General features: G+C 38.1%; 18 protein-coding genes and 3 pseudogenes. All 21 read left to right on the top strand.

Features of this window, described 5'->3' with window-relative positions:
• The first annotated feature begins 126 nt into the window (after window positions 1–126).
• Complete coding sequence (locus JCM14932_RS01180) at window positions 127–1053, top strand: peptidoglycan recognition protein family protein (RefSeq protein WP_025023242.1); 927 nt, start codon at window positions 127–129, stop codon at window positions 1051–1053.
• A 132-nt stretch (window positions 1054–1185) separates the two neighbouring features.
• On the top strand, window positions 1186–2211 hold the full coding sequence (locus JCM14932_RS17535) for a glycoside hydrolase family 73 protein (protein ID WP_025023243.1): 1026 nt from the start codon (window positions 1186–1188) through the stop codon (window positions 2209–2211).
• 236 nt (window positions 2212–2447) lie between these two features.
• Window positions 2448–3422: a glycoside hydrolase family 73 protein gene (locus JCM14932_RS01190; RefSeq protein ID WP_025023244.1), complete on the top strand. Its 975-nt coding sequence runs from the start codon at window positions 2448–2450 to the stop codon at window positions 3420–3422.
• A 144-nt stretch (window positions 3423–3566) separates the two neighbouring features.
• Window positions 3567–4442, top strand: coding sequence for a phosphate ABC transporter substrate-binding protein PstS family protein (locus JCM14932_RS01195; RefSeq protein ID WP_025023245.1), 876 nt, complete (start codon window positions 3567–3569; stop codon window positions 4440–4442).
• A 1-nt stretch (window position 4443) separates the two neighbouring features.
• Window positions 4444–5364, top strand: a complete 921-nt coding sequence (gene pstC, locus JCM14932_RS01200; RefSeq protein WP_034542312.1) for a phosphate ABC transporter permease subunit PstC — start codon at window positions 4444–4446, stop codon at window positions 5362–5364.
• Window positions 5364–6250 (top strand): annotated as a pseudogene (gene pstA, locus JCM14932_RS14130) (phosphate ABC transporter permease PstA). The gene pstC and the pseudogene pstA overlap by 1 nt, the downstream one beginning before the upstream one ends.
• A 4-nt stretch (window positions 6251–6254) precedes the next feature.
• Window positions 6255–7059: pseudogene (pstB, locus tag JCM14932_RS14135) on the top strand (phosphate ABC transporter ATP-binding protein PstB).
• A gap of 12 nt (window positions 7060–7071) precedes the next feature.
• On the top strand, window positions 7072–7830 hold the full coding sequence (pstB, locus tag JCM14932_RS01215) for a phosphate ABC transporter ATP-binding protein PstB (protein ID WP_025023247.1): 759 nt from the start codon (window positions 7072–7074) through the stop codon (window positions 7828–7830).
• Window positions 7831–7841: 11 nt separating this feature from the next.
• A complete protein-coding gene (gene phoU, locus JCM14932_RS01220) occupies window positions 7842–8519 on the top strand; it encodes a phosphate signaling complex protein PhoU (protein WP_025023248.1) in 678 nt (225 codons plus the stop codon).
• Window positions 8520–8619: 100 nt separating this feature from the next.
• The gene (locus JCM14932_RS01225) at window positions 8620–8877 is read left to right on the top strand and encodes a PspC domain-containing protein (protein WP_235700490.1); all 258 of its coding nucleotides are present in this window, start codon (window positions 8620–8622) and stop codon (window positions 8875–8877) included.
• On the top strand, window positions 8874–9239 hold the full coding sequence (locus JCM14932_RS01230) for a phage holin family protein (RefSeq protein WP_025023250.1): 366 nt from the start codon (window positions 8874–8876) through the stop codon (window positions 9237–9239). Before JCM14932_RS01225 ends, JCM14932_RS01230 begins: the two co-directional genes overlap by 4 nt.
• A gap of 123 nt (window positions 9240–9362) precedes the next feature.
• Window positions 9363–10313, top strand: coding sequence for an HPr(Ser) kinase/phosphatase (gene hprK / locus JCM14932_RS01235; RefSeq protein WP_025023251.1), 951 nt, complete (start codon window positions 9363–9365; stop codon window positions 10311–10313).
• Window positions 10310–11125 (top strand): prolipoprotein diacylglyceryl transferase, encoded by an 816-nt coding sequence (gene lgt / locus JCM14932_RS01240; RefSeq protein WP_025023252.1) that lies wholly within the window; start codon window positions 10310–10312, stop codon window positions 11123–11125. The genes hprK and lgt overlap by 4 nt, the downstream gene beginning before the upstream one ends.
• A 98-nt stretch (window positions 11126–11223) precedes the next feature.
• Entirely contained in the window at window positions 11224–12159 is a 936-nt protein-coding gene (gene trxB, locus JCM14932_RS01245) for a thioredoxin-disulfide reductase (protein WP_025023253.1), read from the top strand.
• A 142-nt stretch (window positions 12160–12301) separates the two neighbouring features.
• Entirely contained in the window at window positions 12302–12553 is a 252-nt protein-coding gene (locus JCM14932_RS01250) for a helix-turn-helix domain-containing protein (RefSeq protein ID WP_051528045.1), read from the top strand.
• Between the two features lie 120 nt (window positions 12554–12673).
• Window positions 12674–14392: a phospho-sugar mutase gene (locus JCM14932_RS01255; RefSeq protein WP_025023255.1), complete on the top strand. Its 1719-nt coding sequence runs from the start codon at window positions 12674–12676 to the stop codon at window positions 14390–14392.
• A 111-nt stretch (window positions 14393–14503) separates the two neighbouring features.
• On the top strand, window positions 14504–17155 hold the full coding sequence (locus JCM14932_RS16450; protein ID WP_025023256.1) for a SpaA isopeptide-forming pilin-related protein: 2652 nt from the start codon (window positions 14504–14506) through the stop codon (window positions 17153–17155).
• Window positions 17156–17252: 97 nt separating this feature from the next.
• Window positions 17253–18542, top strand: coding sequence for an alkaline phosphatase family protein (locus JCM14932_RS01265; RefSeq protein ID WP_025023257.1), 1290 nt, complete (start codon window positions 17253–17255; stop codon window positions 18540–18542).
• The gene (locus JCM14932_RS01270) at window positions 18539–19783 is read left to right on the top strand and encodes an MFS transporter (RefSeq protein ID WP_025023258.1); all 1245 of its coding nucleotides are present in this window, start codon (window positions 18539–18541) and stop codon (window positions 19781–19783) included. Before JCM14932_RS01265 ends, JCM14932_RS01270 begins: the two co-directional genes overlap by 4 nt.
• A gap of 117 nt (window positions 19784–19900) precedes the next feature.
• A complete protein-coding gene (gene uvrB, locus JCM14932_RS01275) occupies window positions 19901–21910 on the top strand; it encodes an excinuclease ABC subunit UvrB (RefSeq protein ID WP_025023259.1) in 2010 nt (669 codons plus the stop codon).
• A 2-nt stretch (window positions 21911–21912) separates the two neighbouring features.
• Window positions 21913–24799, top strand: a pseudogene (gene uvrA / locus JCM14932_RS14140) (excinuclease ABC subunit UvrA).
• The last annotated feature ends 59 nt before the right edge of the window (window positions 24800–24858 follow it).

Here is a 24858-nt window from a genome sequence, read left to right on the forward strand (position 1 = left end):
AAGAGCTGAATTCATCAGAGAATTCAGCTCTTTTTGTAATCAAAACGTAATACGAAAAAGGTTCGCAAGCATGTTTTTCTACGTTATAGTGATTAGGTAAGTATTAAATTAATACAGGAGGCTTGTATGTCTAAGGGGAGAAAAGTTTGGTTCTTGAGTATTTTGTCTATCTTCTTCGGGGCATTACTGCTTGTTAGTGGTAATACAGAAGTTAAGGCGTCAGGAATCAATGATTATATAATTTCAAATAAGATTCAACCAGCTAAAATTCAATATCGTGAAGGTACTTTTAGTGAGTGGTTTGGTTACGAAAATGGTGTTGGTAAGCCAGAAGGTGTCGTTGTCCATGAGACAGCTACTCCTGGTGTTAACGCAGAACAGTTTGTAACGAGCTTTAATAATAATTGGAAGACTCAACAAACCTATGTTCATGCCTTTACAGATGACAAAGAAACAATCAACATTCACAGTGCTGATTATGGGGTTTGGGGTGCTGGTCCAGCAGCCAACTACAGATATATTCAGATCGAACTTTGCCGTGTAAATGGTTATGATGCATTTGCACATTCGATCGCCAATGATGCTTTTTATGTTGCATCTAAATTAATTCAATACAATTTGCCTGATATTCCTGGTCAAACAGTTCTATCACATCATCAAATTAGTTTGAAGTATCATGAAACGACCCACGTTGATCCGGATACTTACTTTGCTGCTCAAGGTTACAGTATGGATGAAATGAACAGTATGATTTCTTATTACTATAACAACCTTAAGAATTACGGTAACGTTTATGCTGAAGGTGGTAATACTAATGCCGGTTCAAATAACAATGGTTCAACACCAAGTGCTAACGTCCTTCGTGTTAATAATTCAAATGGTAACTATGTTCCCATTATGGCTTTGAAGAATGATGGAACTTTTGCCAGAGTTACAAATCGTGCCTTGATGAATAACACTGATTGGCAAACAGATAAGACTAAAGAATCAAATGGAGTCACATATCGTCGTGTTGCTACAAACGAATGGGTCGATACTACATACGTTATTTAGTATAAGTCGAGAGAAATCTCGGCTTTTTGTTTGCAATTGTTTAATTTTTATTTATAAAATCCGTAATTCATTGAATGTATATTTTTCGAATAGTAATCTGTGAAATAGATAACGTTATTTAGGGGGATATATATGAATAAAAAAGTACTGTTAACTAGTGTTGCAGTCTTGAATACTGTCGCGGCAGTCGCATCTCCAACAGTCGCATCAGCTGCAAGTACTACTCAATCTACAATACAACAGACTTCTGGTAAGGACAGCGATACAAATGTGATTGCTGGTCCCGATGTGAAGAAGGCTGATCCTACTATTGCTCATTCAGCAGTCGTTCAAGCCAGCTCAACTGATCCAATTCAACCAACTATTGTAGAGTCATCAAATAATTATGTCTCACCAGCTCAACAACAAGCATTCTTAGCTCAAGCCGTACCAATGGCTCAACAAGCTGCAGCTAAGTATAATGTTTATGCATCAGTTATGCTTGCTCAAGCTATCATCGAAAGTGCCTGGGGTACTTCAGATCTAGCAACCATGGGTAATAACTTGTTCGGGATGAAAGGTGACTATAACGGTTCATCAATTAGTTTGCCAACTTCTGAATGGAGTGCTTCACAAGGATATTACTATATTAATGCTGCCTTCAGAAAGTATCCAAGCTTATATGAATCATTCGCTGATAATGGTGATAAGATTCGTAACGGTGTTGATTGGGATGCCAAATATTATAGCGGTGCTTGGAAAGAAAACACCTCGTCATATCAAGATGCTACTGCTTGGTTACAGGGTAGATATGCAACTGAACCAACTTATGCATCTATTTTGAACAATATGATTCAAATTTATAATTTGACACAATATGATAACGGTCAAACTTCAACGCCTGATAATAGTACAGATGTCGATAATACTGTTAATTCAGATACAAATGCTGAAACAAATGGTAGTTCTAACGATGATTCAACGACTGGAACAGTCACAGTTAAGTCAACACCGTATGCTAGAATCAGTGATAACAATGGAAAAGCTATCGGTAATCGTGCTTTGATGACAAGTACTGATTGGTACTTCAATAAGAAATCAACACATGCTGATGGTTCAGTTTGGTATCACGTGGCCACAAATGAATGGGTCAATGCCAATGACGTTGTTCAAAAGTAATATTATTTTGAAATAATTTGAGAAATCACTTTCTGAAAATGAAAGTGATTTTTTTTAGTTTTTAAGAGAAAGGCAATAAAACCTTAATAAATTCTTAAAAAACGTACTCATTTACTCAGAATGTTGCAGAAATATTACACAATATTTAGTTTCTGTTACAGAACGGAGGATTCATTGAAAATGCGTTTTCAAGATAGTAATCTAATAGTTAGATATTATATAGGGGGATACCTTCAATGAATAAAAAAGTGCTGTTAACAAGCGTTGCCGTTCTCAACACACTAGCTGCCGTTGCTGCACCAACGGTTGCTTCCGCTGCCACGGACACTACTAGTGTTCCGGATTCTACAGAACAAGTAAGTAACACAACTCAAGATAATAAAGATACTAATGTAATCGCCGGATCAGATGTTTCAAAGGTCGACACAACTGTTGCCCATTCTGCTGCAGTTCAAACACAACCTTCAACAAAGGCTGTTGTTCAAGCTACAAGTAGTGGTGTTACATATGCTCAACAACAAGCATTCTTAGCTGAGGCTGTTCCAATGGCTCAACAAGCTGCTGCAAAGTATAACGTTTATACTTCTGTAATGTTGGCTCAAGCTATCCTTGAAAGTGCCTGGGGTACATCAACTCTAGCTACTCAAGGTCATAACTTATTTGGTATTAAGGGTGACTATAACGGTGCATACGTTTCAATGCCTACTTCAGAATGGAGTGCATCACAAGGTTGGTATACAATTTATGCTAATTTCAGACAATACCCAAGTTACTATGAATCATTCTTAGACAATGGTAATAAGTTACGTAATGGTGTTTCATGGAACTCAAGTTACTACTCAGGTACATGGAAAGAAAACGCCGCTTCATATAAGGATGCCACTGCATGGCTACAAGGTAGATATGCAACTGCTCCTAACTATGCTTCATCATTGAACAGTTTGATTGCTACATACAACTTGACTCAATACGATGGAACTGCTGAAACAAACAGTGGTGCTGATAACGACGCTACAACTGGTACAGTTCGTGCGAAGACATCACCATATACAAGAATTTATAACAATGAAGGTAAGGTTGTTACAAACCGTGCTTTGATGACAAATACTGACTGGTATTATAATAGAACTAAGACTGACTCAAATGGTACTGTTTGGTATCACGTTGCTACAACTGAATGGGTTAGTGCAAATGATATCTCAGTTCTATAGCCATATAAAATAATTTATAAAATTTTCAATGAGCTATCGATTAATTCGGTAGCTTTTTTTTATGATTTTTTTTGTAATTTCAGCCATTTTTATACAAAAAATATACATTGGTATATTACTATTGAATGGATAGAGGTGAGGATATTGAAAAAAAGACTTGTTGCATTATTTGCTATAATGCTATCTGCAATTTTTGTGTTATCTGGTTGTTCTGGGAGTAGCAATCAGAAGACTATCACAGCTGTTGGATCTTCAGCAGCACAGCCATTGGTTGAACTTGCAGGTGAAGAATTCTCAAAGGACAATCCTAACGAGTACGTCAATGTTCAGGGTGGAGGAACAGGTACTGGTTTGAGCCAGATCCAACAGGGTGCCGTTAATATTGGTAACTCTGATCTTTATGCTGAGCAAAAAGATAACATCGATGCTAGTAAATTGGTCGATCATCGTATTGCGGCTGTAGGGATGGTACCAATCGTTAACAAAAGCGTGAAGGTAGATTCTTTGACGATCAAACAATTACGACAAATCTTTTCTGGTCAAGTAACTAATTGGAAACAAGTAGGTGGTCAGGATTTGAAGATCACGATTATTAATCGTGCCGACGGAAGTGGTACTAGATCAGCCTTTGAGGATGATGTTATGGGTGATTCACAATTTGCCAGTTCTCAAGAGCAAGATTCAAGTGGTATGGTACGTCAAATTGTCTACAATACCGACGGTGCCATTAGTTATTTGGCAATGCCTTACTTAAATGACACTGTTAAAACTTTACAAGTTAACAATGTTAAACCAACAATTAAAAATATTGAAAATAACACTTGGAAAATTTGGTCATATGAGCATTTGTATACTAAAGGGCAAGCTACTGATATGACTAAAGAGTTTTTGAATTACATGATGACTGATAAGATTCAAAACCAAGTTGTTAAGAAGTTACAATATGTTCCGATTAAAAATATGCAGTATCAAAAAGACTACAAGGGTAATGTGACACCTGTTTCAAAGGGGGCAAAGTAATATGAAAGATCCAATTAGAGAGAGTTTGACTAAAAAATCTGTTTCAGCTAAGCGTGAGACACGAGGAAAAATAATTTCATTCAGTTTTACGGCAATTATCGTGCTTTTAGTTGTAACGATTATTGGATTCGTTGCTTCCCGTGGGTTGATCATCTTCGTAAAAGACGGAGTTAATCCCATTAACTTTTTGACACATTCAGTTTGGGCACCAAGTAAGTTAGATAGTGCAGGGCATCCAATCGTTGGTGCTGCACCAATGATCATCGGATCATTTGCAGTTACCTTAATTGCGGCTTTGATCGGTACACCGTTTGCCATCGCCGCTGCTTTATTCATGACAGAGATTTCACCTAAATGGGGTCGTAAGGTTTTACAACCGGTAATTGAATTGCTAGTTGGTATTCCTTCAGTTGTTTATGGGTTTATCGGTTTAACGATCGTTGTGCCATTTGTACGAAAAATTGCCGGAGGTAGTGGATTTGGTATTTTAGCCGGTTCCTTTGTGCTTTTCGTTATGATCTTGCCAACAATCACTTCAATGTCTGTCGATGCTTTGCGAGCAGTTCCAAGATATTATCGTGAAGCTTCACTTGCTTTGGGAGCAACTCGCTGGCAGACAATTCACAAGGTTATTTTACGTGCAGCTACGCCAGGCATTTTGACAGCCGTTGTTTTTGGTATGTCACGTGCTTTTGGTGAAGCGTTAGCTGTTCAAATGGTTATCGGTAATGCGATGCTATTACCAAATAACTTAGTGTCACCATCATCAACATTGACTAGTGTCTTGACAATGAATATGGGTAATACAATTATGGGTTCAACGCCTAATAATGCCTTGTGGTCTCTAGCATTACTATTGCTTCTTATGTCATTGCTATTTAACTTCGTAATTAGAATAATCGCAAAGAGAGGTAAGATGTAATGTTCAATGAAAAAGTAAAAGACAAAATTGCTACTGGTGTTATCTATGCAATGTCAGGCATTATCGTCTTGATTTTAGCTGGACTATTACTTTACATTCTCGGTAGTGGTTTGCGTTATGTTAATTGGCACTTTTTGACCTCAGGTTCAAAAGCATTTCAAGCTGGTAGTGGTGTCGGAATTCAATTATTTAATTCCTTCTTCTTATTGATACTTTCGATGTTGATCTCGATTCCAATTTCGATTTCTGCTGGTATTTATTTATCAGAGTATGCTGGCAAAAACAAATTGGTTGAAGTCATCAGAGTTTCAATTGAGGTTTTGAGTTCGTTACCTTCGATCGTTGTTGGTTTATTCGGATTCTTGATCTTTGTTATCAGTTTTAAGTTTGGATTTTCTATTTTGTCAGGTGCTTTGACATTAACGGTGTTCAATTTACCAATTTTGACTCGTAATGTTGAAGATTCTTTAAGATCAGTCTCACAGTCACAGCGTGAAGCTGGATTAGCATTGGGATTGTCAAAATGGGAAACAGTTATTCATGTTATTATCCCTGATGGTCTGCCTGGTATTATTACCGGAATGATCATTGGTGCTGGTAGAGTTTTCGGTGAAGCTGCTGCCTTGATTTATACAGCTGGTCAGAGTGCCCCACCACTAGATTTCACTAATTTTAATATTTTCAGTATCACTAGTCCGTTGAATTTGATGCGTCCTGCTGAAACATTGGCAGTACACATTTGGAAGGTCAACTCTGAAGGCCTTATCCCTGATGCCGTGCGAGTATCAGCGGGTGCCTCAGCTGTTTGATCATCGCCGTTCTACTATTCAACTTACTATCAAGATATATTGGTAACTTAGTTTATAAGAAAATGACAGGAGAGTAATTTTATGGACATACAAAATGAAGAACAATTTATCCATCATTTAGATGAAAAAGACCATGAAATTGCCATGTCTACCAAAGACTTGCAGGTGTTCTATGGTGAAAAAGAAGCTATGCACAAAGCTAGCCTGCAGTTTGAACGATATAAGATCACATCCTTGATCGGTGCTTCTGGTTCTGGTAAATCAACTTTCTTGCGGTCATTGAATCGAATGAACGATAATGTACCTGGAGCAACTGTTAAGGGTCAGATCATGTATCGTGGTCTTGATATTAACAAGGATGATGTAGATATTTATGAAACAAGAAAGCACATTGATGGTATTCCAACGTCCCAATCCTTTTGCAAAATCAATTTATGACAATATAACTTTTGCTCTTAAGCGTCACGGTTTACATGATAAGAAGAAATTGGATGAAATCGTTGAAACAACTTTGAAGCAGGCTTCACTTTGGGACCAAGTAAAAGATGATCTCAAAAAGAGCGCGATGGCATTGTCAGGTGGTCAGCAACAACGTTTATGTATTGCCCGAGCAATTGCCATGAAGCCAGACATACTATTGATGGATGAACCTGCTAGTGCTCTGGATCCGATTTCGACTTCAAATATTGAAGAAACGATGCTCAATCTTAAAGACCAATTTACGATCATCATTGTTACACACAATATGCAACAAGCCGCTAGAATTAGTGATTACACAGCGTTCTTCCATATGGGACACGTGGTGGAATTTAACGAAACTAGAAAAATCTTCACTCGTCCAAAAATTAAGACGACTGAAGATTATGTTTCAGGACATTTTGGGTAGGAGGCTCCACTTTTGGCAGAAAAAATTTTAACATCTTCGGATGTACATTTGTTTTACGGTAAAAAAGAAGCGTTGAAGGGAATCAATCTAGACTTCAATAAGAATGAGATAACTGCTTTGATCGGACCTTCAGGATGCGGTAAATCAACCTATCTACGTTGCTTAAACCGAATGAATGATTTAATACCTAATGTAACGATCACTGGAACTATTTCACTAGATGGAAAAAATATTTACGCACCTAACATCGATACGGTAGAATTAAGAAAGCAAGTTGGAATGGTGTTCCAACAACCTAATCCTTTTCCATTCTCTGTATACGATAATGTGATTTACGGATTACGTTTAGCAGGGGTTAAGGACAAGGCCGTTTTGGATGAGGCAGTAGAGACAAGCTTACAGAACGCTGCTGTTTGGGATGATGTTAAAGACAAGTTGCATCAAAGTGCTTTGTCATTATCTGGTGGACAACAACAAAGAGTATGTATTGCCAGAGTTTTGGCTGTTAAGCCAGATATAATTCTTCTAGACGAACCAACTTCAGCGCTTGATCCAATTTCATCGGCTAAGGTTGAAGATACAATGCTCAACTTGCGTGAGGATTATACTATCATTACCGTTACACATAATATGCAACAAGCTTCGAGAATCTCTGATCGTACAGCGTTCTTCTTGAATGGAGAATTGATCGAAGCTGATAAAACTAAAAATATTTTCTTAAATCCAAAGGAAAAACAAACTGAAGATTATATCTCAGGAAAATTCGGATAGGGGGCAAAGATATGCGTAGTACTTTTGAAGAGCAACTTAATGATTTGCACTTACGATTCTCAGAAATGGGAATGATGGCCAGCGAGGCTATCATGAAATCAGTTAAAGCTTATATCAATCACGATAAAGCACTAGCTAAAGAAGTTATTGAAAAGGATGTCTATATTAATAGACGTGAAATGGATCTGGAAAAAGATTCGTTTGAAATGATTGCATTGCAGCAACCAGTTACATCAGACTTACGTATGATCGTGACAGTGTTGAAGGCCAGTTCTGACCTTGAACGTATGGGCGATCATGCGGTTAGTATCGCTCAAGAGACAATCAGAGTTAAAGGAAAAACACGTATTCCTGAAATTGAAAAACTAATTAGTGAAATGGGCGATATGAGTACAAGTATCGTTGAGGATTCATTGGAAGCTTACCTTAAGAAAGATGGCGCAATGGCTGAAGAAGTTGCTAAACGCGACATCGAGATCGATGGTAAGAGTAAGATGATCAATGAATTGTGTATCAAGGATATGCAAAAGACAGCCGACAATGTTTTGAGCGGTTCTTCATATATGTTAGTTGCCAGTTATCTTGAACGTGTTGGTGACTATGCTACTAATATCTGTGAATGGGTGGTTTACTTAAACAGTGGTCACGTTATAGAATTGAATCGTAAGCATATGGCGGACGAGGATTAGACAGTTAGTTGAAATTCCCACGACTATGTTGTATATTTTTGAGACAAAGTTGAGGTGAGATTTCTTGAAAAAAAGTTTAACGAGATCTAGTACCAATAGAATGCTTGCCGGAGTTTGCGGCGGGTTAGGTGAATACTTTAGAGTTGACTCAACTTGGATAAGATTGGGGTTGATTTTTCTTACTCCATTCACATACTTTTTAACAATTCCAGCGTATATAATCGCTGTTTATCTAATGCCTGAGAAGCGCAATATCCAACGAACTGATTTTGATAAATCATATAATCCATATAGTCGAATCAACAATAGAATTCGTAAGATAAATAATACGAAGGGGCGGAGTGATAAAAACAAATGAGACTTTTAATCAAAATGGCGATTTACACTGTACTATTTTTAGCAATCGCAAAATTGTTACCAGGGATGTTCTATGTAAATAGTCTAGGAACTGCCGTGCTAGCCAGTTTTGTTTTAATAATCTTGAATTGGACGGTCAAGCCGATCTTGCATATTATTTCCTTACCGATCACGTTTATTACCTTTGGATTATTTTCATTTGTGATCAGTGCTATTACTTTGGAGATAACATCAACATTGATGGGACCATCGACTTTCTACTTCAGTAGTTTCGGTGCAGCCATTGTTGTGGCTATCATTTTGGCGATTTGTAATTCGATTATCAGTAACTATGCGTCAGATAATTTTAATAAGAGAGTTTAACAGTTACTTTGGCATGTCTAAAAAAGACGTGCCTTTTTTGTTTTCTTGATTCAGCTCAATTCTTTTATCAACCTTAAAATGATAGAATTAAAGTTAAGAATAAAAATTAGTGAGGGTTGCTATATGACAAGTTTTGTTACGGTATCTGAATTAGTTAAAGAAAATGATCTGAAGGTTTATGGTGGCAAAGAACTTTTGGACACTAAGCGAGTGACTACCAGCGATATTTCACGTCCTGGTATCGAATTGACTGGGTATTTTGATTATTATCCAAGTGAACGTGTGCAATTATTTGGACAAACTGAGTCGGCTTATTCACATTCTATGACGGCTAATAATCGTTATAAGGTCATGTTGGAGATATGTCGTGAAGATACACCAGCATTGTTGATATCACGTGATATCAAGCCTAGTGCGGAATTATTGCGTGCTGCTAAAGAACACAAAGTACCAGTTATTGGTTCAGAATTACCAACAACTAGACTTTCAAGTATGGTCACGGAATATCTTGATCAACGATTAGCACCCAGAGAATCGATCCACGGTGTACTTGTTGATGTCTACGGTATCGGAATTCTGTTAACTGGTCATTCTGGTATTGGTAAGAGTGAAACTGCTTTGGAACTAGTTAAGAGAGGTCACCGTTTGATTGCGGACGATCGTGTTGACGTGTATCAACAAGATGAAAAGACTATCGTTGGTGAAGCACCTAAGATCTTGAATCATTTACTTGAAATACGTGGTATCGGGATCATCGATGTTATGAACTTATTCGGTGCTGGTGCCGTACGTTCAGAAAGTAAGATTTCACTTATCATTAATCTAGAAGATTGGTCACCAGATAAGAACTATGATCGTCTCGGTTCGATGGAAGATAATCGTCCGATCTTTGATGTTCAAGTTCCACAAATAACGGTTCCCGTTAAAGTTGGTCGTAATATTTCTATTATTATTGAAGTCGCAGCCATGAACTTCCGTGCCAAGAATATGGGTTACGATGCAACTAAGAAGTTCGAAGAAAACCTTGGTTCACTTATTAAGGAAAATACTCAAAATGAAGAGGGTAACAAATGAGTTTATTAGCATTAAATCCCATCGCCTTTAATCTAGGTGGATTAGAGATTCATTGGTATGGAATAATCATTGCCATGGGTGCTTTGGTCGGAGTTATAATGGCAATGTCTGAAGCCAAGAAGCGTGGTATCGATCCTGATAATATCTTGGATCTAGTCTTGTGGGGCGTTCCCATCGGACTTGTCGGTGCACGTTTGTATTATGTAGTTTTTGAATTACCATTCTATCTGGCCAATCCAGGTGAGATCATCAAGATTTGGCACGGTGGAATTGCCATCTATGGTGGACTTATTGCCGCTGCTATTGTGCTCTATGTATTGTGCAAGAAGCGTGGAATTTCAGTCTGGTTAATGTTAGACATCGCTGCACCATCAGTGTTGCTTGGTCAGATTGTCGGTCGTTGGGGCAATTTTATGAATCAAGAGGCCTTCGGTGCCAAAACTAGCTTAAGTTTTTTGCAATCAATACACTTACCACATTTTGTTATCGAACAGATGTATATTAATGGGGCTTATCGTCAACCAACATTTTTGTACGAATCATTTTTCAATTTGATCGGTTTGATAATTATTCTGGCTATTCGTCATCGTAAACAATTGTTAAAACAGGGTGAGGTTTTCCTTTCATACTTGATTTGGTATCCGGCAGTTAGATTCTTTGTTGAAGGAATGAGAACTGATAGCCTTTATATTATGCCTGGCATTCGAGTTTCACAGGTCTTGTCAGTCGTTTTATTCGTTGCTGCGATAAGTATTCTCATCTATCGAAGACGAAATGTTTTTAAGTTGCCATGGTATGTTGAGGCAAAATAATGGATATTTATTTTTAAAATGGTAAGATTTTAAAAGTTGATACAGATAAGTACGTATGTTTGCTTATCTGCGGAATTACGCAAGAGGAGGTACTATTAATGAAAACATATGACGTAGTAGTCATTGGTGCTGGACCTGGTGGTTTAACTGCCGCTCTATACGCATCAAGAGCTAATTTGTCAGTAATGATCCTTGACCGCGGGATTTATGGTGGTCAAATGAACAACACTGCTGAAATCGAAAACTATCCTGGATTTGATTCTATCTTGGGACCAGACTTGAGTGAGAAGATGTATAATTCTTCAACTCGTTTTGGTGCAGACTTCGGTTATGGTGCTGTTGAATCAGTAGAGGATAAAGGAACGACTAAGATCGTTCATACTGATGACGGTGATTATGAAGCAAAAGTCGTAATCATTGCCACTGGCTCACAATATAAGAAGATCGGTGTACCTGGTGAGGAAGAACTCTCAGGTCGCGGAGTTTCATACTGTGCCGTATGTGATGGTGCTTTCTTCAAAGGCAAGGATGTTGCTGTTGTTGGTGGTGGAGATTCAGCTGTTGAAGAGGGAGTTTACTTAACTCAATTAGCTAGCTCAGTTACAATTATTCACCGTCGTGATCAATTACGCGCACAGAAGATTCTTCAAGATCGTGCTTTTAAGAATGATAAGATCAAGTTTGTATGGAACGCTGATGTCAAAGAAATCGTTGAAAAAGATGGTAAAGTTGGCGGCGTTCGTTATATCGATAAGAAAACTGGTGACGAACATGTTGTTCCTGCCAGTGGAGCCTTCATCTATGTTGGTATTGAACCAATGACAGAACCATTCAAGAGCTTAGGTATTCTTGACGAAAATGGTTGGATCGATACAACTACTCACATGGAGACAAAAGTACCTGGTGTTTATGCTATTGGGGATGTACGTAAGAAAGACTTACGCCAAATCGCTACAGCCGTTGGAGAAGGTGGAATTGCTGGGCAAGAAGCATTCAACTATATCCAAACATTAGGTGACAAAGTTACAGCTTAATAGTGTTAATTAGAGTGGACATGTTCCACTCTTTTTTTATACCCAGAATTATTAAAATATTTTTGCTTAAATTGACTTCACTTTTAACATGTTTAAACATATAATATGTTATGAATTAAAGATAAGGATTGGAGTGTTTTATATGCGCGAATTTATAAACGAGAGTAATCAGGTATATCAAGATTCTGAATTGAATATTCACACTAATTTAAAATTACTCCGTCAAAAATATGGAGTAACTCAAAAACAAGTTGCCGAAGTTTTACATATTGATGTGACAACACTCTCTCATTACGAAACTGGGATTCGAGTACCTGATATCGAAACCTTAATAAGATTAGCAGATTACTATGGAACAACAGTCAACTGCATAATAAGTTGTGAAGCAATTTAAAAAAAAGTAACTCGTTATCACAGTAGCGGGTTATTTTTGTGTGGATTTTAAGTTCTGTTTAACTTTTATTGTTATAATAAAAATGTGTAAGTACTTACAAATTAGTAGGAGGACAGTTTAATGTCTTGGCAAGAAACAGTACAAAAATGGCTAGATTATAAGGAACTAGATCCTGAATTAAAGTCTCAATTAGTTGAATTACAAAAAGATTCTGATGCATGTGAAGAAGCATTCTATGCGCCAATGGAATTTGGTACAGCAGGAATGCGTGGATTGATCGGACCTGGAATCAACCGTATGAACATTTATACTGTTCGTCAGGCTGCTGAAGGATTGGCCTCATTCATGGATACACTTGATGATGATAAGAAGTCACGAGGTGTTGCAATCAGTTATGATTCGCGTTATCACTCACAAGACTTTGCTTATGAATCAGCTAAGGTTCTTGGAGCTCATGGGATTCACAGTTATGTCTTTGATAGTTTGCGTCCAACTCCAGAACTATCTTTTGCAGTTAGAAGTATTCCTACATATGCCGGAATTATGATTACCGCAAGTCATAATCCTAAGCAATATAATGGATTCAAAATTTATGGTCCCGATGGTGGACAAATGCCACCTGCTGAATCAGATAACATTACTAGTTTTGCACGCAAAGCTAGTGACTTGTTTGCAATCAAGACAAAATCAGTTCAAGAATTACGTGCTGACAAGTTATTGACATTGATTGGTGAAGATATTGATCTGAACTACTTGGATAAGCTAGATACAGTTGTTGTAAATCATGATCTAATCAAGAATGTTGGTAATAAGATGAACTTCGTCTACACACCACTTCATGGTACAGGTAAGATGATTGCTCCAAGAATCTTCCAAAAACTTGGTTTCGAAAACTTCTCAATGGTAACTGAACAAGCCATCCTTGACCCTGAATTCGAAACAACACCATTCCCTAATCCTGAATTTGCTCAAACATTTGATTTGGCAATCGAAAAGGGTAAGAAGATCGGTGCTAATATCTTGATTGCAACTGATCCAGATGCTGACAGATTAGGTGCTGCCGTTCGTCAACCAGATGGTTCATACAAGTTGATGACAGGTAATCAAATTGCATCTGTTCTGCTTAACTATTTGTTGAATGCTAAGAAAGAACTCGGAACATTGCCAGCTAATGGTGCGGTTGTTAAATCAATTGTTTCATCAGAATTAGCTACGGCCATTGCTAATAAATATGGCGTTAAAATGTACGATGTCCTAACTGGATTCAAGTATATTGCTGAAAAGATTCAAAACTTTGAAGATACTGGTAGCCATGAATTCTTATTCGGATTCGAAGAGAGTTATGGATATTTGGTTAAACCATTTGTTCGTGATAAGGATGCTATGCAATCAACTATTTTGTTAGCTGAAGCTGCTGCTTACTACGAGTTCAAGGGTAAGACTATCTATGATGCCTTGGAAGACTTATATGCTGAATACGGATATTATCGTGAGAAGACTATTTCGAAGACATTCGAGGGAATCTCTGGCAAAGATAGAATGAAAGCTATCATGAAACAATTCCGTGAAGAAGGTATAAAAGAGATCAACGATGTGAAGGTCGTTGAATCACTTGATTACTTGAATCAAACAGATAAGACTGCTGAAAGTACTAAAGAAACAGGCTTACCAACAGCTGATGCATTGAAGTTTATCTTGGAAGATGGCACATGGGTGGCAATTCGTCCATCAGGTACCGAACCAAAGATGAAATTCTATATTGGAATCACTAGCGATAGCGATGACCACGCTGCTGCCAAATTAGACGGTTTCGCCAAAGTTATCGAGAGCTGGGAATAATATTAAGAAAAATTAAAAAAGTAGGAATCATCATTAAGATGAATCCTACTTTTTATTTTTTATGTATATAATGCGATATAATTATAGTTATGATTATCAGGGGGAATTATTATGGATCGGATTACAAAACATAAGAAATTATCAGCAATTTTATTGCTATTTGTTTTTGGTTTGTCTTTGGTGGCAAACTTTTTTGCTACTAGTACTATTAGTTATGCAGATGTACTTCAGACATTGCCGGCTGATAAAGCTCAAATATGGGATGGTACGAATGATGTAACAAATAAGCAAAACCTTTCAAATTATTTATCTTTAAAAGTTAAATATGATTGGAGTATTCCTGATGGGACAGTGGTAAAACCTGGGGACACCATTAATTTTACAATACCACAGAATGTTAATGCACAGTTTAATAGTGGGGAAGGTAATCCGTATGTTATTCCTGCTAAGATGTATGATGGTACTACTACTGGACTTACGGTAGGTGAAGCTGTCATTCCATATAATTCACATGAAGGTACAATAACCTTTAATGATAATATATCTAAGTATAATACTGGAATAAGTGGCCTTTTAACTTTTGATGCAACCGGTGTAGATAATTCTGGTAGTAGTTCCGGATCAGGAGGGGATTCAGGTTCTGGCTCAGGTTCTGGGACAGGCACAGGAGACGATAGTGACGATGGAATTTTTTCATCTAAACATGGTTGGATTAATGAAGCTGCAACCGATGCTAACAAGGTTCCACATGAATTGTATTGGAATATTGGTTTAAATGTACATAATTATACTGTTACCAATGAAACGCTAACGGATCATGTTGCTGACAATCAAAAGTTTATTGAAAATAGTATGAGTGTTACATCAGATGATGGCAAAGAACAGGTTCCATATAAAATTGAATATAATGATGACGATACAGAATTCAAAATGACATTTGATTCAACAATTAGTAAAAAAATATCACTTTTATACAGAACAGAGTTTACTAATCAAGATAGTCTTTTGGCCGACGGGGACTATGTTTGGTACAATTACTCTGTTAGTCATAATGATAATGTTGTAAATTCTCAAGGTAAGGTAATGTCATATGCGGTTGGAGATGTTCAGGCTAATTCCCCTGTGTTACACGGTGGTAGCTTTATAGTAACTGGCAATAATGGAACTGTAACCTTAACAAAGGTTGATTCTGAAGATAATAATAAAGTTCTATCTGGGGCAGTTTTTGAATTATTAGATGAAAATGGAAATATTTTAAATAACCATTTAACAACTAATGAAAATGGTCAAATTTCATTAAAATATCTAAAGCCGGGAAATTATTCTTTGAAAGAGATTACTGCTCCTAGTGGGTACAGTTTAAACAATACAGAACGGACTTTTACCGTTGAAAAGAATCAATCTGAACCTCAAAGTATTGGTATGGAAGATACAAAGCGGGCGGATCTAGGTAGGGTGACTTTAACTAAAACGGGACCAGATACTAAAACACCACTTTCTGGTGCATCGTTCCAATTGGAAAAAATAGGTGACAACGGATATATGAATACTATTGGTGACCCACAATCGACTGACGCTAATGGGCAAATCAAAATAGATAACCTAGAATATGGCAACTATCAGTTTGTTGAAACCAGTGCTCCTGCGGGTTATGAGAAGAGTATTAAGCCAGTATCTTTCAAAATAAGTGATAGTAGTACTGATGCAAATGTTTCAATGTCCGATCAAGAGATAACATCAGGTAGTGTAACCTTGACCAAAACAGATTCAGATACTAAGGCATTACTTTCCGGAGCAACTTTCCAACTTGAAAAAGAAGATGGAACTAAAGTCGGTGATCCAAAAGTAACTGATTCTAATGGACAAATCACAATTAATAATCTTAAGTTTGGAGATTATCAGTTTGTTGAAACTAAAGCACCGGATAATTATAAGAAAGATGCAACACCGATTACCTTTACAATCGATAAAGATACTCCTACTCGAACAGTTAAAATGATTGATTATAAAATAACATCTGGCAGTGGTGGTGGGACAACCACACCAACAGATTCAACTGGTAGTGTAACTTTGACCAAAAGTGATGCTTCCACTAATAAAGTGTTACAAGGTGCAGAGTTCAAGCTATTAGACAGCAAGGGTAATGAAGTAACCGGCAACTATATTACAGACGTAAATGGGCAATTGAATGTTGCTGGATTAAAACCGGGTAAATATAGTTTTGTCGAAACAAAGGCACCTGAAGGATACGAGTTGAATACGAAATCTGTTGAGTTTCCAATTGTTGCAGGTGAAACTGCTAAGGTTTCAATGACAGATACTAAAGCACCAACAAAACCCGTAAATCCATCGAACCCAGAGAATCCAGGCACATCGAATAAACCAACTACTCCAACAAATCCAGAAACGCCAACGGAGCCAGAGAATCCAGAGACACCAATTATTCCTGGAAATCCAGGAGTTCCAGCAGAACCTTGGAATCCAGAACAACCGGCAAATCCAGATAATCCAAGTACACTTGGTACCCCAAGTAATTCGTTTAATCCAGATCAACCATTGATCCCTGCTGTTCCTGGAACAGGTGTTGGAACTGATACTTCGGTTCCTTCAAAGGAAAGTGATACATCTGATCAAACTAATGATTCAGGCAAATTACCACAAACAGGGGTTGCCGGAAGTAATCTTGAATTATACTTAGGAATCTTTGTTTTAGTACTTGCTATGTCAGGTATGGCATACGAATATATTGAAATTAAGAAGTAATCAAAATAGACGAAGCAATTCGTCTATTTTTTATTTACATTGGTAAGCAATCACTTACTTGCGTTATAATATCGAATATGAGAGCGAGGGGATTAATTTGTCAACAAATCAACACATGGTCGTAATTTCCTTAGATTCACTAGGATTTAGAGACATTCGCGAACATCAACAAGAGTTACCAACATTAAATAAATTGGTCAATGGCGGTACCTGGGTCAAGTCAGTCACTGGTATTTATCCAACACTGACTTATCCATCACACACAACGATAATCACGGGACAATATCCCAATGTCCATGGCATCGTCAATAATACTAAGATTCAACCCGAACGACGTTCACCGGATTGGTATTGGTATCAGAAGGACGTCAAATCAACTACGCTATATGATTTAGCACGTGAAAAAGGGATGAAGACGGCAGCCTTCTTGTGGCCTGTCACAGCCGGAAGCAAGATCAATTACAACTTGGCTGAGATTTTTCCTAATCGAATCTGGACTAATCAAGTTTTGGTTTCGCTCAAAGCAAGTTCACCGTTATTCTTATTAGAGATGAATCACAAGTATGGCAAGCTGCGTAATGGTATCAAGCAGCCACAATTGGATGATTTCATTACGGCGTGTGCAGTCGATACGATCGAGAATAAGAAACCTAATTTGACACTATTGCACTTAGTTGACATGGATAGTATGCGCCATCGTTATGGGGTCCGTTCAGATGAGGCAATGCAGGCTTTGCATCGACTAGATGCGCACGTTGAACAAGTTATTGAAGCAACTAAGAAGGCTGGAACATTTTATGATACCAACTTTGTCATTCTTGGTGATCACTATCAGATCAACGTGGACACAATGATTCACTTGAATACATTGTTTGCCCAAAAGGGTTGGCTAACACCTAAGCCTGATCAGACTTATGAGAAGGATTGGCGTGTCATGGCTAAGACTTGTGACGGTTCGACTTATATTTATACACAGAATTTTGATGACAAAGATGAATTAGCAGAACTTATCAACAGTATTGAAGGAGTTGAGACAGTTTATCCACGTTATCGTGCCATTGAGCGTGGTGTTGATCCAGCTTGTACCTTTATGGTTGAAGCCAAGGAAGGTTATTATTTCACCGATGAAAGCAGTCGTCCTGAAGTTGTGGAAAAAGTTGATCCAGATACATTAGGACAACCTGATCGTTATCATGGTGTTCATGGTTATGATCCTGATAAGCCTGATTATCAAACAACTATCGTCTTCAATGGTCCCGCGGTTAACGTAGGACAAACCGTTGAACATGCCGATTTGGTCGATGAAGCACCGACATTTGCACGTTTATTAGGTCTTGAGTTCAAAGATGATCTCGCTGGTAAATGTATTAAAGGAGTTATCAAATGAGATTTAATAAACAGCAGTGGAGTTGGATCTTCTATGATTGGGCCAACTCTGGTTATGGGATAATCGTGACAACAGCCGTTCTTCCGGTTTATTTCAAGGCGGTGGCTCAAGATAGTGGTGTTAGCGCCGCTAATTCGACCGCTTATTGGGGATATGCCAATAGTTTTGGAACGTTACTAGTCTCCATTTTGGCGCCAGTACTTGGTGCTTTAGCAGATTATCCCGGTTACAAGAAGCGGATGCTAAATATTTTTGCGCTGGTCGGTGTCTTGATGACATTTGGACTCAGTGTGGTACCAACAAGTCAATGGGCGTGGCTCTTAGGAGTTTATATCCTGTCGATAATTGGATACTCTGGTGGGAATCTTTTTTATGATAGTTTTTTGACCGATGTGGCTGATAACAAGGAAATGGATAAGGTGTCTTCATATGGATATGGTTTCGGGTATCTGGGTGGAGTACTAGCATTTATTCTGTTCTTGGTATTGCAATTGACCAGTGGCTTTGGAATGCTATCAAGTTTTGGAGTAGCCAGATGGAGTTTTATTTTGGCCGCAATTTGGTGGATAATTTTTTATATTCCATTAATCAAAAATGTTAAACAGGTGTATTCAGTCAAAGCTGATGCACACCCAATCATTTCTAGTTTTAAACGTGTTTGGGAAACTTTGAAACATATTAAGAAATATAAAAAAGTTGCTTGGTTTTTGGTAGCTTATTTCTTCTATATTGATGGTGTTGATACTATCTTTACGATGGCGACATCGATCGGCATGGATATGGGGATAACCACAACAACATTGATGATCGTCTTATTAGTCGTTCAACTAGTGGCCTTTCCGTTTTCAATTTTGTATGGTTGGTTAGCTAACAAGACTTCAACCAGAACCGGAATTTTTATCGGTATTATTTTGTATTTGGGAATTTGTTTGTATGCTTTGAAATTAAATTCCACAATCGACTTTTGGATCTTGGCGGTTTTGGTCGGAACTAGTCAGGGTGGTATTCAAGCTTTGAGCCGTTCGTACTTTGGACGTTTGATACCGAAGAATTCAGGAAGTGAGTTCTTCGGGTTCTACAATATTCTCGGTAAGTTCTCAGCTGTAATGGGCCCAGTATTAGTCGGTGTAGTTACGCAGATGACTGGTAAATCAACTATCGGTGCTGCATCATTGAGTACCCTTTTCTTGATAGGTTTGGTTATATTTGCATACTTACCAAAACTATCTTCTAATGAGTAAAAACATAGCGAAAGTATGTTCGATATGTTAATATAAAGACACATATTTGTGCCTAACGCAAATTACATCTAATTCACAGAGTTAGGTGTATTTTTTAGCTTTATGGAGGATGAATTTTTGATAGATAGAGTAGACGATAATAAGTTTGATTTGGTTTCGAAATATTCACCAGCGGGGGATCAGCAACAAGCAATCGATAAGATCACTAATGATTTCAAGGCTGGCGATAAGGAAGTCATACTTGAGGGAGCAACTGGTACTGGTAAGACTTTTACAATGGCAAATGTTATTAAGAATTTGAATAAGCCAACTTTGATTCTTTCACATAATAAGACTTTGGCTGGTCAGTTATATGGTGAATTCAAAGAGTTCTTTCCTAATAATGCGGTTGAATACTTTGTCAGTTATTATGATTACTATCAACCTGAAGCGTATGTGCCATCAAGTGATACTTATATTGAGAAGGATTCAAGTATCAATGATGAGATCGATAAGTTACGTCACTCAGCAACTAGTTCATTATTGGAACGTAATGACGTTATCGTTGTGGCGTCAGTTTCTTGTATCTTTGGTTTGGGTGATCCTAAGGAATACGCCGACAGTATTATTTCGTTACGTGTTGGTCAAGAATTAGGTCGTGATGCCTTACTTGAGAAGTTAGTTGATAATCAATTTGAACGTAATGATATTGATTTCCAACGTGGACGTTTTCGTGTGCGTGGGGATGTTGTGGATATTTTTCCAGCTTCACGTGACGATAACGCTATTCGTGTGGAATTTTTTGGTGATGAGATCGATCGAATTATCGAAATGGATGCGTTGACTGGTGAGATCAAAGGTCAAATGGATCATATCGGTATTTTCCCAGCAACTCACTTTATGATCAGTGATTCGAAGATGGAAGATGCGCTTGATCGTATCCAAAAAGAAATGGACACACAAGTTGCGACATTTACCAAAGAGGGTAAGCTCTTAGAGGCTCAACGTATCAAACAACGTACTGAATATGATATTGAAATGATGCGTGAGATGGGCTATACGTCTGGTATCGAGAACTATTCACGTCACATGGAAGGTCGTGCCGAAGGTGAGCCACCATTCACACTTTTGGACTTCTTCCCTAAGGACTTCAATATTATGGTTGATGAGTCTCACGTTACTATGCCGCAAGTTCGTGGTATGTATAATGGTGATCGTGCCAGAAAGCAAATGCTGGTTAATTATGGATTCCGTCTGCCTAGTGCATTGGATAACCGTCCCTTGAAGCTAGAAGAATTCGAGAAACACGTCAATCGTATTCTGTACGTGTCTGCTACTCCCGGTCCATATGAATTGGATCGCACTGATCACTTAGCAACGCAGATTATTCGTCCGACAGGGTTGCTTGATCCTAAAATCGAAGTACGTCCAATTATGGGTCAGATAGATGATCTGGTTGGTGAGATCAATGATCGTGTTGAGAAACATGAGCGTGTCTTTGTCACGACCTTGACTAAGAAGATGGCAGAGGATTTAACCGATTACTTCAAAGATTTGGGAATCAAAGTTAGGTACTTGCACAGTGATATCAAGACATTGGAACGTACTAAGATCATTCGTGATTTACGATTAGGCAAGTTCGATGTTTTGATTGGTATCAACTTACTTCGTGAAGGGATTGATGTGCCTGAAGTTTCATTGATCGCTATTTTGGATGCCGACAAGGAAGGATTCTTACGTGCTGAACGTTCACTGATTCAGATTATTGGACGTGCATCTCGTAATGAACATGGTAAAGTTATCATGTACGCTGATTCTGTAACCGAATCAATGGAAGGTGCTATCTCTAAAACAAAGCATCGTCGTGAGTTACAGGAGAAGTTCAATGAAGAACATGGCATTACACCTAAGACCATCGTTAAGCCGATTCGTGATGCTATTTCAATGTTCCAGAAGGTCGACAACACTGCTTCCGAATCTGAAAAAATCGATGATGATCTCAAGTTCGAAGATATGTCGAAGAAAGAACAAAACGAGTTACTTGGTAACTTACAAGAACAAATGGAGGCCGCCGCTAAGAAACTAGACTTTGAGGCTGCTGCCAATTTACGTGATACAATTCTAGATTTGAAGGCGGAAATGAAGTAACTATGTTAAATGATAAAATCGTAATTCATGGAGCACGTGCCCACAATTTAAAGAATGTGGATGTCACGATTCCCCGTGATAAGTTAGTAGTAATGACAGGATTGTCAGGTTCTGGTAAGAGTTCACTGGCATTTGATACTTTGTATGCTGAAGGACAACGTCGCTATGTTGAGAGTTTGTCTTCGTATGCACGTCAATTCTTAGGACAGATGGATAAGCCTGATGTTGATTCAATTGATGGATTAAGTCCAGCTATTTCGATCGATCAGAAGACGACCTCAAAGAATCCTCGTTCGACCGTTGGTACTGTTACTGAAATCAATGATTACTTGCGTCTGTTGTGGGCTCGTGTCGGTACGCCAATTTGTCCTAATGATGGCACAGTGATCACTAGTCAATCGGCACAACAAATGGTTGATGCTGTATTGAAGCTAGGTGAAAAAACCAAATTGCAAGTTCTTTCACCAGTTATTCGTGCTAAAAAAGGTCAACATAAAAAAGCTCTAGCTCAGATTCAAAAACAAGGCTATGTCAGAATTCTGGTTGACGGTGAGATGCACGATATCAGTGAAGATATAGAGTTAGACAAGAATAAGAAACATGATATTGATGTTGTTGTCGATAGAATTGTTATCAATGATCATATCAAGTCACGTCTATTTGATTCTGTTGAAGCCGCATTGCGTCTTTCAGATGGCTATATGAATATTGATGTCATTGGCAAAGACAAAATGGTCTTCTCAGAAAAGAACGCTTGTCCATTGTGTGGATTTACCGTGGGTGAACTTGAACCACGTCTATTCTCATTTAATGCACCGTTTGGAGCTTGTGCTAATTGTGATGGTTTGGGAATCAAACTTGAAGTTGATATTGACTTGGTTGTTCCTGACCAATCCAAGACTTTGGCTGAGGGAGCAATTCTTCCTTGGAATCCAATTAGTTCACAATATTATCCACAAATGCTTGAACAAGCATGTAAAGAATTTAAGATTGATATGAATACACCATTCGAGAAGTTATCCGATAGTGATAAGAACATTGTTCTCAATGGTTCAGATGGCAAAAATTTCCATTTCCACTATGAGAATGATTTTGGTAATGTACGTGATGTTGATGTGCCTTTTGAAGGTGTGATTCCTAATATCAATCGTCGATATCATGAAACAAACAGTGACTTCACACGTGAAGTTATGCGTAAGTACATGACTGAACTTACATGTCCTGTTTGTCATGGTAAGAGATTGAATCGTCAGGCTTTGGCTGTCAAAGTCGGTGGCCAAGATATTGCCGAAGTATCAAATCTTTCAATTAAAAAGGAACTTCCATTTTTCACTGGAATTACTTTGGGAGAACAAAATACCGTAATTGCTAAGCCAATTTTGAAGGAAGTTAAAGACCGTCTATCATTTTTGATCAACGTTGGATTGGATTATTTAACTTTGTCACGTTCGGCCGGAACACTATCTGGTGGTGAAGCTCAACGTATTCGTTTGGCTACACAAATTGGTTCTAACTTGTCAGGTGTTATGTATATTCTTGATGAACCTTCAATTGGATTGCATCAACGTGATAATAATCGTTTGATCAGTTCACTTAAGAAGATGCGTGATCTTGGTAATACTTTGATTGTTGTCGAGCATGATGAGGATACGATGCTTGCTGCTGATATTTGATCGATGTTGGTCCTGGTGCTGGTGAAAAGGGTGGTCAGATTGTGGCTGCCGGAACTCCTAAGCAAGTAATGCGTAGTGCCAAGTCACTGACTGGTCAATATTTGTCAGGTAAGAAGTTCATCAAAGTTCCACTTGAGCGCAAAGCTGGTAGTGGTGATTTTGTTGAAGTATTCGGTGCTGAAGAGAACAACTTGAAGAAGATCAATGTTAAGTTCCCACTTGGTAAGTTCATTTCAGTTACTGGTGTATCAGGCTCTGGTAAGTCGACTCTAGTTAATACAATTCTTAAACGTGCTTTGGCACAGAAGATGAATCGTAACTCGCACAAGCCTGGTAAGTACAAGAAGATAACTGGTTATGACAAACTTGAAAAGATGATTGCCATTGACCAGAGTCCAATTGGACGTACACCAAGAAGTAATCCTGCCACATATACGGGTGTCTTCGATGATATTCGTGACTTGTTTGCTCAAACTAATGAAGCCAAACTTCGTGGATATAAAAAGGGCAGATTCTCATTCAACGTCAAGGGTGGACGCTGTGAGAACTGCATGGTGATGGAATTATCAAGATTGAAATGAACTTCTTGCCTGATGTTTATGTACCTTGTGAAGTTTGTCATGGTACACGCTATAACTCAGAGACACTTGAAGTTACTTACAAAGGTAAGAATATCGCTGAAGTCTTGGATATGAAGGTTGAAGATGCGCTTGAATTCTTCAGTAATATTCCAAAGATCAGACGAAAACTTCAGACAATCGTTGATGTTGGTCTTGGCTATGTTTCAATGGGACAATCAGCTACACAATTATCTGGTGGTGAAGCTCAACGTATGAAGCTTGCTTCAGAGTTGTACAAGAAGTCAGCTGGTCATAATTTCTATATCTTGGATGAACCGACAACTGGATTGCACACCGATGATATCAAACGCTTGTTAGCCGTGCTTCAACGCTTAGTTGATGAAGGTAATACAGTGTTGGTTATCGAACACAATCTGGATGTTATCAAGTCATCTGACTGGGTGATCGACCTTGGTCCTGAAGGTGGAGAAGGTGGCGGTCAAGTTGTCGCTACGGGAACACCTGAAGAAATTTGTGAAGTAAAAGAAAGTTATACTGGCCAATATCTGAAGCCAATATTGGAACGTGATACTAAGCGGACCGTTGATGCTGAAGAAAAAGCTGAAAAGAAAACTACTAAAAAATCTAAGAAGTAATATATAACTCGGCTAATAATAGTCGAGTTTTTTAATGCCTAAAAATGACACACCAGGCA

Source organism: Companilactobacillus nodensis DSM 19682 = JCM 14932 = NBRC 107160 (genome assembly GCF_000615905.1).
GTDB classification, from domain to species: Bacteria; Bacillota; Bacilli; order Lactobacillales; family Lactobacillaceae; genus Companilactobacillus; species Companilactobacillus nodensis.

Coding starts and splice junctions, on each gene's coding strand:
- JCM14932_RS01180 (WP_025023242.1), top strand. CDS start 127: ATGTCTAAGGGGAGAAAAGTTTGGTTCTTGAGTATTTTGTCTATCTTC.
- JCM14932_RS17535 (WP_025023243.1), top strand. CDS start 1,186: ATGAATAAAAAAGTACTGTTAACTAGTGTTGCAGTCTTGAATACTGTC.
- JCM14932_RS01190 (WP_025023244.1), top strand. CDS start 2,448: ATGAATAAAAAAGTGCTGTTAACAAGCGTTGCCGTTCTCAACACACTA.
- pstC (WP_034542312.1), top strand. CDS start 4,444: ATGAAAGATCCAATTAGAGAGAGTTTGACTAAAAAATCTGTTTCAGCT.
- phoU (WP_025023248.1), top strand. CDS start 7,842: ATGCGTAGTACTTTTGAAGAGCAACTTAATGATTTGCACTTACGATTC.
- JCM14932_RS01225 (WP_235700490.1), top strand. CDS start 8,620: ATGCTTGCCGGAGTTTGCGGCGGGTTAGGTGAATACTTTAGAGTTGAC.
- JCM14932_RS01230 (WP_025023250.1), top strand. CDS start 8,874: ATGAGACTTTTAATCAAAATGGCGATTTACACTGTACTATTTTTAGCA.
- hprK (WP_025023251.1), top strand. CDS start 9,363: ATGACAAGTTTTGTTACGGTATCTGAATTAGTTAAAGAAAATGATCTG.
- lgt (WP_025023252.1), top strand. CDS start 10,310: ATGAGTTTATTAGCATTAAATCCCATCGCCTTTAATCTAGGTGGATTA.
- trxB (WP_025023253.1), top strand. CDS start 11,224: ATGAAAACATATGACGTAGTAGTCATTGGTGCTGGACCTGGTGGTTTA.
- JCM14932_RS01250 (WP_051528045.1), top strand. CDS start 12,302: ATGCGCGAATTTATAAACGAGAGTAATCAGGTATATCAAGATTCTGAA.
- JCM14932_RS01255 (WP_025023255.1), top strand. CDS start 12,674: ATGTCTTGGCAAGAAACAGTACAAAAATGGCTAGATTATAAGGAACTA.
- JCM14932_RS16450 (WP_025023256.1), top strand. CDS start 14,504: ATGGATCGGATTACAAAACATAAGAAATTATCAGCAATTTTATTGCTA.
- JCM14932_RS01270 (WP_025023258.1), top strand. CDS start 18,539: ATGAGATTTAATAAACAGCAGTGGAGTTGGATCTTCTATGATTGGGCC.